This window comes from Streptomyces sp. 147326 (assembly GCF_045000215.1).
Lineage (GTDB): Bacteria > Actinomycetota > Actinomycetes > Streptomycetales > Streptomycetaceae > Streptomyces.
This window is the reverse complement of the sequence record NZ_CP134201.1, coordinates 4,163,805-4,178,217: the sequence shown is the minus strand read 5'-3', so window position 1 is coordinate 4,178,217 and position 14,413 is coordinate 4,163,805. Positions and strand designations below refer to the sequence as shown.

15 protein-coding genes are annotated in these 14,413 nt (G+C 72.5%); 10 read left to right on the top strand and 5 right to left on the bottom strand.

Features of this window, described 5'->3' with window-relative positions; translation table 11 throughout:
• Positions 1-42: 42 nt before the first annotated feature.
• The 3 genes from RIU97_RS18735 to RIU97_RS18725 all read right to left on the bottom strand — a co-directional run bounded on the left by RIU97_RS18735 (position 43) and on the right by RIU97_RS18725 (position 3,176).
• Positions 43-1,641, bottom strand: a complete 1,599-nt coding sequence (locus RIU97_RS18735) for a serine/threonine-protein kinase (RefSeq protein ID WP_404958222.1) — start codon at positions 1,639-1,641, stop codon at positions 43-45.
• A 427-nt stretch (positions 1,642-2,068) separates the two neighbouring features.
• Positions 2,069-2,554: a MarR family winged helix-turn-helix transcriptional regulator gene (locus tag RIU97_RS18730; protein WP_404958220.1), complete on the bottom strand. Its 486-nt coding sequence runs from the start codon at positions 2,552-2,554 to the stop codon at positions 2,069-2,071.
• The gene (locus RIU97_RS18725; RefSeq protein ID WP_404958218.1) at positions 2,547-3,176 is read right to left on the bottom strand and encodes a DJ-1/PfpI family protein; all 630 of its coding nucleotides are present in this window, start codon (positions 3,174-3,176) and stop codon (positions 2,547-2,549) included. The genes RIU97_RS18730 and RIU97_RS18725 overlap by 8 nt, the downstream gene beginning before the upstream one ends.
• A 244-nt stretch (positions 3,177-3,420) precedes the next feature.
• On the opposite strand from RIU97_RS18725, the gene RIU97_RS18720 reads away from it, so the two are divergent.
• The 3 genes from RIU97_RS18720 to RIU97_RS18710 all read left to right on the top strand — a co-directional run bounded on the left by RIU97_RS18720 (position 3,421) and on the right by RIU97_RS18710 (position 6,298).
• A complete protein-coding gene (locus tag RIU97_RS18720; protein WP_404958216.1) occupies positions 3,421-4,776 on the top strand; it encodes an aspartate aminotransferase family protein in 1,356 nt (451 codons plus the stop codon).
• A 97-nt stretch (positions 4,777-4,873) separates the two neighbouring features.
• On the top strand, positions 4,874-5,539 hold the full coding sequence (locus RIU97_RS18715) for a GntR family transcriptional regulator (protein WP_327415349.1): 666 nt from the start codon (positions 4,874-4,876) through the stop codon (positions 5,537-5,539).
• A gap of 108 nt (positions 5,540-5,647) precedes the next feature.
• Positions 5,648-6,298: a hypothetical protein gene (locus RIU97_RS18710; protein ID WP_319733147.1), complete on the top strand. Its 651-nt coding sequence runs from the start codon at positions 5,648-5,650 to the stop codon at positions 6,296-6,298.
• A gap of 82 nt (positions 6,299-6,380) precedes the next feature.
• On the opposite strand, the gene RIU97_RS18705 is transcribed toward RIU97_RS18710, so the two are convergent.
• Positions 6,381-7,127 (bottom strand): SLATT domain-containing protein, encoded by a 747-nt coding sequence (locus RIU97_RS18705; RefSeq protein ID WP_327415351.1) that lies wholly within the window; start codon positions 7,125-7,127, stop codon positions 6,381-6,383.
• 279 nt (positions 7,128-7,406) lie between these two features.
• On the opposite strand from RIU97_RS18705, the gene RIU97_RS18700 reads away from it, so the two are divergent.
• The 7 genes from RIU97_RS18700 to RIU97_RS18670 all read left to right on the top strand — a co-directional run bounded on the left by RIU97_RS18700 (position 7,407) and on the right by RIU97_RS18670 (position 13,552).
• Positions 7,407-7,751 (top strand): YbaB/EbfC family nucleoid-associated protein, encoded by a 345-nt coding sequence (locus RIU97_RS18700; protein ID WP_404958212.1) that lies wholly within the window; start codon positions 7,407-7,409, stop codon positions 7,749-7,751.
• A gap of 45 nt (positions 7,752-7,796) precedes the next feature.
• The gene (gene recR, locus RIU97_RS18695) at positions 7,797-8,396 is read left to right on the top strand and encodes a recombination mediator RecR (protein WP_301368550.1); all 600 of its coding nucleotides are present in this window, start codon (positions 7,797-7,799) and stop codon (positions 8,394-8,396) included.
• Positions 8,389-9,036, top strand: coding sequence for a DUF5063 domain-containing protein (locus RIU97_RS18690; RefSeq protein ID WP_404958209.1), 648 nt, complete (start codon positions 8,389-8,391; stop codon positions 9,034-9,036). The genes recR and RIU97_RS18690 overlap by 8 nt, the downstream gene beginning before the upstream one ends.
• A gap of 120 nt (positions 9,037-9,156) precedes the next feature.
• Positions 9,157-10,431 (top strand): aspartate kinase, encoded by a 1,275-nt coding sequence (locus RIU97_RS18685; RefSeq protein WP_319722162.1) that lies wholly within the window; start codon positions 9,157-9,159, stop codon positions 10,429-10,431.
• Positions 10,428-11,501: an aspartate-semialdehyde dehydrogenase gene (locus tag RIU97_RS18680; RefSeq protein ID WP_404958207.1), complete on the top strand. Its 1,074-nt coding sequence runs from the start codon at positions 10,428-10,430 to the stop codon at positions 11,499-11,501. The genes RIU97_RS18685 and RIU97_RS18680 overlap by 4 nt, the downstream gene beginning before the upstream one ends.
• 414 nt (positions 11,502-11,915) lie before the next feature.
• Positions 11,916-12,467 (top strand): SigE family RNA polymerase sigma factor, encoded by a 552-nt coding sequence (locus RIU97_RS18675; protein WP_404962874.1) that lies wholly within the window; start codon positions 11,916-11,918, stop codon positions 12,465-12,467.
• Positions 12,464-13,552 carry a hypothetical protein gene (locus tag RIU97_RS18670; protein ID WP_404958205.1) on the top strand — a complete coding sequence of 363 codons (1,089 nt, stop codon included), beginning with the start codon at positions 12,464-12,466 and terminating at the stop codon, positions 13,550-13,552. Before RIU97_RS18675 ends, RIU97_RS18670 begins: the two co-directional genes overlap by 4 nt.
• A 78-nt stretch (positions 13,553-13,630) precedes the next feature.
• On the opposite strand, the gene RIU97_RS18665 is transcribed toward RIU97_RS18670, so the two are convergent.
• Positions 13,631-14,392 (bottom strand): SURF1 family protein, encoded by a 762-nt coding sequence (locus RIU97_RS18665; protein WP_404958203.1) that lies wholly within the window; start codon positions 14,390-14,392, stop codon positions 13,631-13,633.
• Between the last annotated feature and the right edge of the window lie 21 nt (positions 14,393-14,413).

Here is a 14,413-nt window from a genome sequence, read left to right as displayed (position 1 = left end):
TTGTCTGCAGGCTTATTGACCTCGACACAATCGGCTGTCCCGTCACTGCCTTCGGTAACTGAGCGGCGGGTTGTCGCTGGCCGCCAGCTCCCGCTGCAGGGTCCCGTCGGGCAGCAGCCGGAGCCGGCTCCAGCCGCCCGCGGTGCAGGTCGGCGGGGTGCCGGAGGCGACGGTGGAGGCGTCGAGCTCCACGGGATCGGGGGCGTGGCGCAGGGGTGCGGTCCAGGCGCAGGTGAAGCCGGGGGCCTGGACGGCGAGGGACATCACCGGGTCGCCGACCGCGCCGCGGGTGAGGGTGAGCCGCCAGGTCTGGCTGCCGTGCGTGGCGTACCAGGTACCGAGGTACGCCTCGGGCAGTCCGGCGGCCGAGGCCACGGAGCCGGAGCCGGAGCCGGAAGCGGAGGCCGAAGCGGAGCCCGAAGCGGAGGCCGATGGGGAGCCGGCGGGGGACGCGGGCGGCGGCGCGGTCGGGGTACGGGGACCACCGACGGGCGGTCGGGGATCCTCGGCCCCGCTCATCACCGCGTACACCGTGCCGGCGGACAGGACGGCAACGACCGTGGCCACCGCCAGGAGCAGGGCGGTCGACGCGGTCCAGGGACGGGGCGCCGGCCCCGCGTCCACCGGCGCGTACGAGGAGTACGCGGACGGCATTGCCATGGGGGTCGGCATCGAAGCAGGGGCGGCGGCGGGCGGCCGGTCCGGACCGGCGTCCTCCCGGTCCAGCAGCTGTACGGCGTGCCGCCCGAGCCGGGCCACCAGGGGGGCCGGAAGCCAGGGCTCCAGGGCCCTTCCGTCGGCCACGGTGTCGCCCGCGCCCACCCGCGCCAGCACCTCGGCCGGCCCCGGCCGCGCGGCGGGATCCCGGTGCAGGCAGTCCCGTACGAGATCGTGCAGCTCGGCCGGTACGCCGGCCAGGTCCGGCTGCGCTTCCGTGCTGCGGAGCAGGAGTCCCGCCAGGCCGCCGGGCTGCTCCGCGTCGCCGAAGGGCAGCCGGCCGGCGGCCGCGTACACCAGGACCACGCCGAGGCAGAAGATGTCGCAGGCGGCGGTCACGGGCTCGCCGCGGATCTGCTCGGGCGCCATGAAACCGGGGGAGCCGATGACTTCGCCGACGCGGGTCAGGCCGCCGCCGGCCGCGTCGCCGGGCTCCGCCGGGGCGCGGGCGATGCCGAAGTCGATGACGCGCGGGCCGTCGAGGGTGATCAGGACGTTCGAGGGTTTGAGGTCGCGGTGGACGATGCCGGCGTGGTGGATGTCCTGGAGGGCGTACGCGAGGCCGGCGGCCAGGATCCGTACGGAACGGCCGGGCAGCGGGCCGAAGTCGCGGGCCACGACCTCGCGCAGGCTCGGCCCGGCGACGTAGCCGGTGGCCACCCAGGGGGTCGCGGCCTCGGTGTCGGCGTCGAGGACGGGGGCGGTCCATTCGCCGCCGACCCGCCTGGCGGCGGCGACCTCGTGGCGGAAGCGGATGCGGAACTCCTCGCGGGTGGCGAGGTCGTGGTGGACCAGCTTCACGGCGACGGTGCGGCCGCGGTCGGAGCGGGCGAGGTAGACCTGACCCATGCCGCCGGCGCCCAGGCGGGAGAGCAGGCGGTAGGGGCCGATGTGGTGGGGATCGTGCGGATGCAGGTGTTCCATGCCGGGGTCCCTCCCGTGCCGAGCACTGGCCGAACGGCTCCGCAGGGAAGGACGGTTGGGCGTGCCGGGCGGTTGCTCCTGGCGGGCCCGCCGCCTGGGCTCCGGCCCGGGCCGCCCCGCGCCTCGGCCGGCGGGGCTCAAGGATCGGGGCTCCGCCCCGGGCCCCGCGCCTCAAACGCCGGCGGGGCTGGATTTGCCCGTGGCGCCGCTGGATTGGGCGGGGGTGGAAGTTCGGGGCTCCGCCCCGGGCCCCGCGCCTCACGTGCCGGCGGGGCTGGTATTGCCTCCGGCGCCGCTGGATTGCCCCGGCGAGGCCGGACGTCCCCCAGCGAGGCCGGATGTACCCCGTGGGGCCGGGCGTGCCCCCGGCGCTGCCGGGTGGTGTGGCCGGGCCGGAAGGGCGGGGATTCGGTTCGGGTTCTGGGCCCTAGGCGTTGCTGTCCGGGGATGCGGACAGGGTGTCCAGGGCACGGGTCAGGCGTTCCAGGACGTGGACCGTTTCCGCGAAGGCGGTGTCGCCCAGTTCCGCCGCGAGGCGGGTGGCCAGGGAGGCGTGGCCCGGGCCGATGCGGGCCACCGCCGCGTGTCCCTCCTGCGTCGGGCGGAGCAGCTTCGCCCGGCGGTGGGCGGGGTTCGGGGTGTATTCGGCCAGGCCCTTGGCGACCAGCAGGTCGGCGATGCGCTGCACGCTCTGCCGGGTGATCCCCATGGTCCGGGCGATGCCCGCGACGGACTGCGGCTCCCGCAGTACCGCCCCCAGTACCTGCCACCAGGCGGCCGTCAGTCCGGCCGGCCGGGCCAGCTCCTCCGAGACGGAGAGGAACTGGCCGTTCAGCCGGAACACCCCGAGCGCCGTGCGGCTCAGCAGGTCCTGGCGGGCCCGGGTGGAGCCGGGCGGCCGCGTCTCAGGCATCGCCGGCCTCCGCCGCCGCCATCAGGACCGGGTACGCGCTCGCGTCCGAGTCGTGGAAGAGCCGGTACCACGCGTCCAGGACGTCCGGCTTGTAGACGTCGAGGCGGGCGAAGACCTCGCGGGCGAAGGCCACCGGTTCCGTCGGCCCCGCCGTGATCAGGTCGCCGTCGGTCACCGCGTCGGCCTCGACGTAGTGCTCGGCGCCCCCGTATCCGGGCTGGGAGGCCAGGTAGAAGGAGGCTCCGCTGGTGTGGGCCCGGCCGTCGAGCAGGCCCGCGCGGGCGAGGCCCGCGGTGGCCCCGCAGATGGCCGCGACCGGCACGCCGGCGGCCAGGAACTCCTTCGCCTTCGCCGCGAACGGCGCCAGTTCCTCGCTCGTGTCCCACAGCGCGGCGCCGGTGAGGATCAGCAGCGAGGAGTCCTCCGGCCGCAGGTCGGCCAGGGCCTGGTCAGGCAGGATCCGGACGCCGCCCATGGTGGTGACCGGCTGGTCGGCGGCGAGGCCGACCGTGTGGACGACGTGGCCGCGCTGGGTGAGGTGCGCGGTGGTGTGTCCGGTCTCCCAGTCCGCGTACGTGTCGTAGACCGCGAGGTGGACGGGCTTGCGCGGGGTCTCGCTCATGGTGGTCGCCTCCAGCGTCGAATCCGGCTGCTCCGGTCGGGCTCGTCCGGCGAGCCCTTATGACAAGAGACTGTCATGTCGACAGGATGCTGTCAATGGTGCTGTCAGTGCTGTCAGTGCTGTCAGTGGTCCTCGCCGGTGCACCCGCGCGAGCGGACGGGACGACAGACTGCCGAGACCGGCCCCCCACCCGCATACAGTCCGCCGATATCCCTCCCCACCTGCGCACTTCTAGCGTGACGCCATGACCCCTCATGTCACCTCCCCCACCCTTGCCGCCGTGAAGGACGCAGACCGGAAGCACGTCTTCCATTCCTGGTCCGCCCAGGCCCTGATCGACCCGCTCGCCGTCGCCGGGGCCGAGGGGTCGTACTTCTGGGACTACGACGGCAAGCGCTTCCTCGACTTCTCCTCCCAGCTGGTCAACACCAACATCGGCCACCAGCACCCCAAGGTCGTCGCCGCGATCCAGGAACAGGCCGGCCGGCTCTGCACCCTCGCCCCCGGCTTCGCCGTCGACGTCCGCTCCGAGGCCGCACGCCTCATCGCCGAGCGGACCCCCGGCGACCTGGACAAGATCTTCTTCACCAACGGCGGCGCCGAGGCCGTCGAGAACGCCGTTCGCATGGCCCGTCTGCACACGGGCCGGCAGAAGGTGCTGTCCACGTACCGCTCGTACCACGGGGCCACCGCCGCCGCGATCAACCTGACCGGTGACCCGCGCCGCTGGCCCTCCGACACGGCCGCCGCCGGCGTCGTGCACTTCTGGGGCCCGTACCTCTACCGCTCCGCCTTCCACGCCACCACCGAGGCCGAGGAGTGCGCGCGCGCCCTCGCCCACCTCGCCGACACCATCGCCTTCGAGGGGCCGCAGACCATCGCGGCGATCATCCTGGAGAGCGTGCCCGGCACCGCCGGGATCATGACCCCGCCGCCCGGCTACCTCGCGGGTGTGCGCGAGCTCTGCGACCGCCACGGCATCGTCTTCGTCCTGGACGAGGTGATGGCGGGCTTCGGCCGCACCGGCAAGTGGTTCGCCGCCGAGCACTGGGACGTCACCCCCGACCTGATCACCTTCGCCAAGGGCGTGAACAGCGGGTACGTGCCGCTCGGCGGCGTGGCCATCTCGGCCGCCATCGCCGAGACCTTCGCCACACGCCCCTACCCGGGCGGACTGACGTACTCCGGCCACCCCCTGGCCTGCGCCGCGGCCGTCGCGACGATCAACGTCATGGAGGAGGAGGGCATCGTCGAGCACGCCGCCCACCTCGGCGAGAACGTGATCGGACCGGCGCTGGCCGAGATCGCCGAGCGGCACCCCTCGGTCGGCGAGGTCCGCGGCCTGGGCACCTTCTGGGCCCTGGAACTCGTACGGGACAAGGAGACCCGCGAGCCGCTCGTCCCGTACAACGCGGCCGGTGCGGACAACGCGCCGATGGCCGAATTCGCGGCGGCCTGCAAGGCGTCCGGCCTGTGGCCGTTCGTCAACATGAACCGCACCCACGTCGTCCCCCCGTGCACGATCACGGAGGCGGAGGCGAAGGAGGGGCTGGCCCTGCTGGACGAGGCGCTGACGGTCGCCGACCGTCACACCGCATAACGGGTCGTGAATCCGCATAACGACCACCAACCGTTCGGTTTCGGCCGCGCTGTCTGGCCTATGGTGTCCGGAGTCCTACGACAGGAGACGGACCCCTATGCCAGGCAGCGGAGCTGTCACCCGCAACACCCTTCGCCAGCAGATCGCGGACGCGCTGCGTGACGAGGTGCTGGCGGGACGCCTGCCTCCGGGGACCGAGTTCACCGTCAAGCAGATAGCCGAGCAGTACGAGGTCTCCGCGACCCCGGTGCGCGAGGCGCTCGTGGACCTCTCGGCCCAGGGGCTCCTCGAACTGGTCCAGCACCGGGGCTTCCGGGTCCGGATCCTCACCGTGGACGACTTCAGGGGAATGATCGAGGCCCGGTCGCTGGTCGTGGACGGCATCTTCCGCCGGCTCGCCGAGCGCGGCACCGCGCCCGGCTCCGGCGAGATGCTGGTGTCGGTACGCCGCCGGGGAGAAGAGGCGCGGCGGGCCGCGCAGAGCGGTTCGCTCGAAGTGCTGATCGGCTACGACCTGCGCTTCTGGCGGGAGCTCAGCGAGCTGGTCGCCAACACCTACATCTCCGAGTTCCTGCACCGCATCCGCGTGCAGTGCTGGGTCTTCGCCGTCCCGCACCTCCAGCGCGAGCCGCAGCTGCGGGAGGCGCTGTGGGACGGCCACGGCGATCTGGTGGACGCCGTGACGCTGGCGGACGCCGACGCCGTGCGCCGCATCGTGCAGGGCTACAACCAGCACGCGCTGGACTGGGCCGCCCGGATCTGAGGGCCCGGGGGCGCCCCCACGTGCCCACAGGTTCTGCGCACCTCTTCGCGGAGGGTGTTCGGCGCACTACGCTGGCCGGATCGGCGACAACGACTGATCGGAGGCCGTGTGGCCTGTGACCTGTGGCTGGTCCCCCTTGTCGACGTGCTGTGCCACAGCCCCGACAACCCCTTCGCGGAAGAGATCGCCTCGTACGACAAGGCGCTGGGCGAGGCCGGGCTGCCGTCCGTGCCCGTGTTCGCCTACATGCCGGGCCTGAGCGGGGACGTCGCCCCGGTCGCCGGCTTCGACTACGACGCCCTGCATTTCCTCAGGCGGGCGTACCTGCTGCAGCTCTGCGGGCTGCCGGTGACCCCGGTGGACGAGCTGGGCGGGGACTACGAGCAGCTGCTGGAGATGTTCGAGCCGACGGCGCAGCAGTCGCACCTGGTGTGGCACTACGACCACGCGGGGGCGTACGTCCCGGTGGACTTCGCGGCTCCGCTGGCGAACGAGGAGCTGCTGGCCGGGGGCGGTCCGCTGGGGTCCGCGCAGGGGTTGCTGCGGGAGCTGGCGTTCGTGGCGCCCGCGATCGGGATAGACCCGGGGAACCCGCCCGCCGCGCCGGCTCCGCCGGGGCGGCCGACCTCGCTGGAGGAGCCGGCGGGGCCGATTCCGTACGACGACAGTCCCTTTGCGCGTGAGCGGCACGTGTGGCTCGGGTTGCACGCGGCGGCTACCCGCAGTCTGGGGCAGGGCTCGATGATCATCTTCAGCTGACGCCGGGCGGGGTGGGGTTCGGCGCGGGCCTCCGCCCCGAACCCCGCGCCTCGAACGCCGGCGGGGCTGGATGGTGCGGCCCTCAGCGGGGTTGTTCCGGGGGGCGTTGCCGGGGCATGTTCGGGCGGGTGCCCGGGGGGAGGGGGAAGCGGGCCGGGGGGATGTTCGCGTCCGCGCGGGCCCCGGAGGCGCCCAGGGACTGCATCACCAGGGGGGCGGGGCCGGAGCTGAACTCCACCATCCACTCCGCGGTCTCGGAGCGCACCAGCTCCGTCACGTCCTCCGAGAACCTCCGCAGCACGGTCAGGCACCGCTCGGCGGCCTCGCTGGCCGTGCCCTCGGTGGGCCCGAGCACCTCGCGCACGTTCTCCGACGCCCAGTCGAACTGGAGGGTCTGGAGCCGCCGCTGCACCGCCTGCGCCGTGGCCACGTCCCGCATCCAGCCGGACGTCAGTCCGAAGAACCGGTCACAGGCCAGCGCGGCCGCGCCCAGCAGCAGCGCCAGGTACCCGTACGTCGAGGCGCCCGGCGCCGAGCCCGTCAGTTCCAGCAGCGGCATCGCGGCGCCCGTGACGGCACCCACGGCCGCGCCGACGCGCAGCACCCGCGCGCCCCGGCGCTTCCACGCCCGGTCCGACAGGTACCACTCGGCGGTGCGCAGTGCATCGGCCTCGACCCGCCGGTAGAGCTCGTCGAGCCGCTCCGCGGGTTCGCCCCAGTCCCCGAGGGGGAACGGCCGGCCGGTCAGATCGCCCGCCGCCATCGGTCCGCCGCCTTCCTCCCGGGGATCCCGGGGTGGCCCCTCGGGCTGCATCTCCGGCTGGCTCACCCGGCACTCCCTCTGCCTGCGCTGACGTGTGGTGGTGCGCGTGTGCGCAATGATGCGCATGCTCTTCCTACCTTCGATTGACGGGGGGTGGGCGCCGAATCCCGGGATTTCCGCCCGCAAGGAGCTCTCCAGCAGGTACGCGTACGCCCCGTCTCTCACTCGAAAGAGTTGGTCCTCACGGCGTAGGGCGCAGCGCGCGGGGAGCACGTAGGCTCGGATTGACCAAGCGTTGCGAGGTCCAGACGGCCCGACGGCCCCGACGAACGGAGTGAGTGTCCTGTGATTCCCGGTGGTGGCCAGCCCAACATGCAGCAGCTGCTCCAGCAGGCCCAGAAGATGCAGCAGGATCTCGCGGCTGCCCAAGAGGAGCTCGGGCAGACCGAGGTCGAGGGCCAGGCCGGCGGCGGCCTGGTGAAGGCGACCGTCACCGGTTCCGGCGAGCTGCTGGCCCTGGTGATCGACCCGAAGGCCGTGGACCCCGAGGACACGGAGACGCTCGCGGACCTGGTGGTGGCGGCGGTCCAGGCGGCCAACGAGAATGCCCAGGCGCTCCAGCAGCAGAAGCTGGGCCCCCTGGCCCAGGGACTGGGCGGCGGCAGCGGCATCCCCGGCCTTCCGTTCTAGTCCCGCAGTACCCCACAAACACACACAGAGAGAGAAGGCAGTCCGTTGTACGAAGGCGTGGTTCAGGACCTGATCGACGAACTGGGCAGGCTGCCCGGCGTCGGGCCCAAGAGCGCGCAGCGGATCGCCTTCCACATCCTGCAGACCGAGCCCACCGATGTCCGCCGCCTCGCGCACGCGCTGCTGGAGGTCAAGGACAAGGTCCGGTTCTGCGCGGTGTGCGGGAACGTGGCGCAGGAGGAGCGGTGCAACATCTGCCGCGATCCGCGCCGCGACCTCACGGTCATCTGTGTCGTCGAGGAGCCGAAGGACGTCGTCGCGATCGAGCGGACGCGTGAGTTCCGGGGCAAGTACCACGTCCTCGGCGGCGCGATCAGCCCGATCGAGGGCGTCGGGCCGGACGACCTGCGCATCCGCGAGCTGCTGGCGCGCCTGGCGGACGGCGAGGTGACCGAGCTGATCCTCGCCACCGACCCGAACCTGGAGGGCGAGGCGACCGCCACCTACCTCGCCCGCATGATCAAGCCCATGGGCCTCAAGGTCACCCGCCTGGCCAGCGGGCTCCCCGTCGGGGGAGATCTGGAGTACGCGGACGAGGTCACGCTCGGGCGGGCCTTTGAAGGAAGGCGACTTCTCGATGTCTGACGCAATGCTGCACGCTCTCGGCCAGGATCCGGACGACTTCGCCGCCTCGATCGCGGACCAGATCGAGTCGTTCATCGTTGCGGTCACCGAGGTCGCCAAGGGTGAGGACCCGGACAGCGCGGTGCCCTTCCTCCTCCTGGAGGTGTCCCAGCTGCTGCTGGCTGGCGGCCGCCTGGGCGCGTACCAGGACGTGCTGCCCGACGAGCGCTACGAGCCCGATCTCGGCCCGGAGCCGGACGTGGACGTCCTGCGCGAGCGGTTCGCGGTCATGCTGGAGCCGGTCGACGTCTACTCCGAGGTCTTCGACCCGTACGAGCCGCGCAAGGCTCCGGTGGCCCACCGGATCTCCGACGACCTGGCCGACGTGGTCGCCGACCTGCGGCACGGGCTCATCCACCACCAGTCGGGTCGCATCACGGAGGCGCTGTGGTGGTGGCAGTTCTCGTACTTCACCAACTGGGGCCCGACGGCCTCGGCCACCCTGCGCGCCCTCCAGTCGCTGATCTCGCACGTGCGGCTGAACCAGCCGCTGGAGGCCCTGGACGGCCTGGACACGGACGAGGACATGACCGAGGACGACCTCGCGGAGCAGGCGGGACGGGTGATGGCGGAGGAGCTCGGCGGCCTCGGCCGTAAGTGAGCGCCCGGCGCGGGAACCCATTCTTTGATCTTTTCGTCTCATGATGTGGTACGAAGCGGTCGGATCCCGGTCGCTCGTTACACTGCACCAGCAATGAGACGGACTGAGCGAGGAGCGCACGTGGGCCTTGTCGTGCAGAAGTACGGAGGCTCCTCCGTAGCCGATGCCGAAGGCATCAAGCGCGTCGCCAAGCGGATCGTGGATGCCAAGAAGAACGGCCACCAGGTGGTCGTCGTGGTTTCCGCGATGGGCGACACGACGGACGAGCTGATCGATCTCGCCGAGCAGGTTTCTCCCATGCCTGCCGGACGCGAATTCGACATGCTGCTGACCGCCGGAGAGCGGATCTCCATGGCCCTGCTGGCCATGGCGATCAAAAACCTGGGCCACGAGGCCCAGTCGTTCACCGGTAGCCAGGCAGGCGTGATCACCGACTCGGTCCACAACAAAGCGCGCATCATCGATGTCACGCCGGGCCGTATCCGCACCGCGCTGGACGAGGGCAACATCGCCATCGTCGCCGGCTTCCAGGGCGTGTCCGCGGACTCCAAGGACATCACCACCCTCGGCCGAGGCGGCTCGGACACCACGGCCGTCGCGCTCGCCGCGGCGCTGGACGCCGAGGTCTGCGAGATCTACACCGACGTCGACGGCGTCTTCACCGCGGACCCCCGCGTCGTGAAGAAGGCGAAGAAGATCGACTGGATCTCCTCCGAGGACATGCTGGAGCTCGCCGCCTCCGGTTCCAAGGTGCTGCTGCACCGCTGTGTCGAGTACGCACGCCGATACAACATCCCGATCCACGTCCGGTCGTCCTTCTCGGGACTGCCGGGCACCTGGGTCAGCAACGAGAATCCGCAAGGGGACGAGCAGGTGGAGCACGCCATCATCTCCGGAGTCGCTCACGACGTCTCCGAAGCCAAGATCACGGTCGTCGGCGTCCCGGACAAGCCGGGTGAGGCCGCGGCGATCTTCCGCGCCATCGCGGACGCCGAGATCAACATCGACATGATCGTGCAGAACGTCTCGGCGGCCTCGACGGGCCTCACCGACATCTCCTTCACGCTCCCCAAGACCGAGGGCCACAAGGCCATCGACGCCCTGGAGAAGGCGAAGGGCGCGATCGGCTTCGACTCCCTGCGCTACGACGACCAGATCGGCAAGATCTCCCTGGTCGGCGCCGGCATGAAGACGAACCCGGGCGTCACCGCCTCCTTCTTCCAGGCGCTGTCCGACGCGGGCGTCAACATCGAGCTGATCTCCACCTCCGAGATCCGCATCTCGGTCGTCACCCGCCAGGACGACGTCAACGAGGCCGTCCGCGCCGTGCACACGGCCTTCGGCCTCGACTCCGACAGCGACGAAGCAGTCGTCTACGGAGGCACCGGACGATGACCGCGACCCGGTCCTCCGCCCCGGCACTCGCCGTGGTCGGGGCGACCGGAGCAGTCGGCTCCGTCCTGCTCCAGATCCTGTCCCAGCGGGCGGACGTCTGGGGCGACATCCGCCTGATCGCCTCCGCGCGCTCGGCCGGCCGCACGCTGACCGTCCGCGCGGAGGAGACCGAGGTGCTCGCCCTCACCGAGGACGCCTTCGACGGCTTCGGTCCGGGCGACGTCGCACTCTTCCTGACCCCGGCCGAGGTCTCGGCCCGGTGGGCGCCCGTCGTCACGGCGCGCGGCGCGGTCGTCGTCGACCAGTCCGCCGCCTTCCGGGCGGACCCCGAGGTCCCGCTCGTGGCGCCCGAGGTCAACGGGCACGCCGTACGGATCCGCCCGCGCGGGATCGTCGCCGCCCCGGACTGCGTGACCGCCGCCATGATCGCGGCCCTGGGCGCGCTGCACGCCGAGTACTCCCTCACCGGGCTGGTGGTCTCCTCGTACCAGGCCGCGAGCGCCGCGGGCCGGCCCGGCTCCGAGGCGCTGCGCCGCCAGCTGTCGCTGGTCGCCGGGACCTCCCTCGGGGAGCAGACCGGGGACGTCCGCCGTGCCGTGGGCGAGGACACCGGCCCCTTCGCGGGTCCGCTCGCCCTCAACGTCGTGCCCTGGTCCGGAGAGCTGCGCGAGGACGGCTGGTCCTCGCACGAGCTGACGGTACGGGCGGAGACGCGCCGGATCCTGCAGCTGGAGCGGCTCCCGGTGTCGGTGACCTGCGTCCAGGTGCCGGTGCTCACCGGGCATTCGCTCACCGTGCGGGCCCGGTTCGAGAACGAGGTGGCGGCCCCGCACGCCCGGGTGGTCCTGGAGGCCGCGCCCGGCGTGGTGCTCGTGGACGATCCCGCGGCGGGGGAGTTCCCCACCCCCGCGGACGCCGCCGGGACGGATCCCGCCTGGGTGGGGCGGGTGCGGGCCTCGCTCGACGACCCCCACGCCCTGGAGTTCTTCGTGTGCGCCGACAACCTCCGCAGGGGCGCCGCTCTGAACGCCACGCTGATCGCGGAACTGATCGCAGGTGAATTTGCGTAATTCGCTTTGTAGGATCGGTGCTGATCCCTTGATCAAGGTGATGGCCCGACTGCCGTCTCGATAAGACGGGGCAAATCGGGAAGAGCGGGTACGCATGAGGACAACGGGGATATGGCTGGTGAGGCTGCCTCGCGCGTACAACCCTGACGGGGGGACGCGTGTCCTACAGGCGTGGCAGAGGCACTGCTCGAACCGACCCTCCTCCCGGCGCACCTCGGGATCATCCCGTCGCGCCGGGGTTTCCGTGCGTCCGGCGGCGGTCTTCCCGTGATCGTGCCCGTTCCGCCGGCGGGGTCCTCCGAGGCGCCCGTACTGACCGCCGCACCGATCCCGGGCGGTCTCGTGCCCCCGCCGCGCGACAGCGCTGAGGCGGCGGGGAGCAGCCGGAGCGAGCCGGCGGAAGCGACGGCCGAAGTGACGTCGGAGACGACGGCCGAGGTGACGGTCGAGGTGACGGTCGAAGTGGTGGCCGGGACCACCGTCGACCACCTCACGGCGACCTACCAGGCGCACTACCGCTCCCTGCTCGGCCTGGCCGCCCTGCTCCTCGACGACACCGCCTCCTGCGAGGACGTGGTCCAGGAGGCGTTCATCCGCGTGCACTCGGCGCGGAACCGGGTGCGCGACCGGGAGAAGACCCTGGCGTACCTGCGCCAGACCGTCGTGAACCTCTCCCGCTCCGCCCTGCGCCGGCGCATCCTCGGCCTCAAGCTGCTGTCGAAGCCGATGCCGGACATGGCGAGCGCCGAAGAGGGCGCGTACGACCAGCTGGAGCGGGACGATCTGATCAAGGCGATGCGCGGACTCCAGCGCCGTCAGCGCGAGGTGCTGGTGCTGCGCTACTTCGCGGACATGACGGAGGCCCAGGTCGCCGAGACGCTCGGAATATCGCTCGGCTCGGTCAAGGCGTACGGATCGCGGGGCATTGCCGCGCTGCGGGTGGCGATGGAGGCTGCGCAGTCATGATGGACGACCACACCCAGCCGGGCGGAGCGAGCGAGGAAGAGGCGCTGCGGGGCCTGTTCCACGGGGCCGTCGAGGGCCTGCAGCCCTCCACGGGCGCCCTGGAGCGGCTGCGGCACGCCGTCCCCGCGCGCCGGGCCCGCAAGCGCCGGGCCCTGGTCGGCGCCGCCGCGGTGGCCCTGCTCGCCGGCACGGCGATCCCGGCCCTCATGCACCTGGCGGGCGGCGAGGGCTCGGCCACGGACCACGCGGCCATGGCCGGGCACGGCGAGCACACCGGCGACAAGCCGGGCGCGGTCGGGTCCGACCCGCACCAGAACGGATCCGGGAACCAGCCGAGGTCCAACCGCTCCTCCAGCGGCGCCCCGGCCGTGGGCGGCGCCACCGGGCAGCCGGACGCCACGCTGGGCGGTTCCCCCGTGGGCGGTCTGACCGCAGGTCCCTCGGGCACCGGCGGCGCGGGCGGGCCCGCCGGCACGTCCGGTTCGGTGGCGGGCTCGGGCCCGGTGCCCCCGGTGGCCGCGGCAGGCGTGCCCGGGTGCGGCGCGGACCAGCTGGGTGTGGTGGGCTCGGCCCGCGCTCCGGAGACCGACGGCAGGGTGTACGGCAGCTTCCGGGTCACCAACGTCTCGGCGCAGGGCTGCGCCGTCACCGGCCAGGACGCCGTCTCGGCCGCCCCGGCGCCCGGTGCGCCGGCCGGCCAGGGCTCCTCGGTCGCGGTGGTCGGCCACACGGCGGGGGACCCGGCGAGCGGGCTGCTGCCCGATCCGTCGGCGGAGGCTCCGGTGCTGGTGCTGCCGCCGAACACGGCGTACGAGGTCCGCTTCGCGTGGGTGCCGTCGGGGGAGGCCTGTACGGCGACGAACCCGGATGCGGGAGGGAAGCCGCCGCAGACCGGCTCCGCGGGCAGCTCGGGCGCCCCGGCGAACGGGGCGGCCACCGAGCCGCAGACGGGAGCGCCCCCGGTGACGGCGGGCGTCTCGGTCTCGCACACCCCGCAGCCGGGGGCCGCGACCACGCGGACGACGCTTCCCGAGGCCTGCGGCGGAACGGTCTACCGGACGGGTGCGGTCCCGGTCGACAAGTAGCCCGACCAGCAGCCCGACCAGTGGCTCGGCGAGTGTCCCGGTGAGGGGCTCGACGAGCAGGGGGCCGGCGGGCCCGCCCTAAGCGGCGGGTTCGAGCAGACCGGCCTCGGTGTCGCGGATGGTCTCCACCTCGCGGCGGTAGAGCCGGAACCACATGAAGAGCACGAAGGCGACGAAGACGAACCACTCGCCGGTGTAGCCGAGGTTCTGGAAGGCCTTCAGGTCGAGCCCGGTGTTGGTCGGCGCCTGCGCGGGCACCGGAACCATCCCGTCCGCCGGGGTCTGCACGGTCAGCCAGGCGTCGTACAGGTCGTACGGGACGATGTTGACCAGCGAGGCCGCCCCGATCACCCCGAGCTGCCCGGCCGGCAGGCCGCCCTGGGAGTGGACCCCTTTCGTGCCGGAGTTCTCCGAGGACTGCAGGGCGCCGGTGACCTCGACCCGGCCGGCCGGCGGGGCCGGGGCCTTCGCCGGGTCCGCCGCCCCCGGCAGCCAGCCCCGGACCACCGGGACGGCCTTGCCGGAGTCGGTCTTCAGCAGGGTCAGCACGTAGAAACCGGACGCGCCGTCGAGCCGCCGCTCCGGCACCAGCATCTGATCGGCGTACTCCCCGGCCGTGGAAGCCAGCCGGCCGGAGGTCTTCGTGTCCACCGGAAGCAGCGAGTCCAGCGGTGCGGCCACCTGGTCGGCGGGCCGCTCGGCCGTCGCCTCCCGGTGGCTGTCGACGCGGTCCTCGAACCGGCCGAGCTGCCAGGACCCCATGAACAGACAGAAGGGGACGGCGAGCGCGACGAAGACGTTGATCCCCCACCAGCGCGGGGTCAGGAGAAACCGGTGCACCCCACCACCGTACGGGGGGTG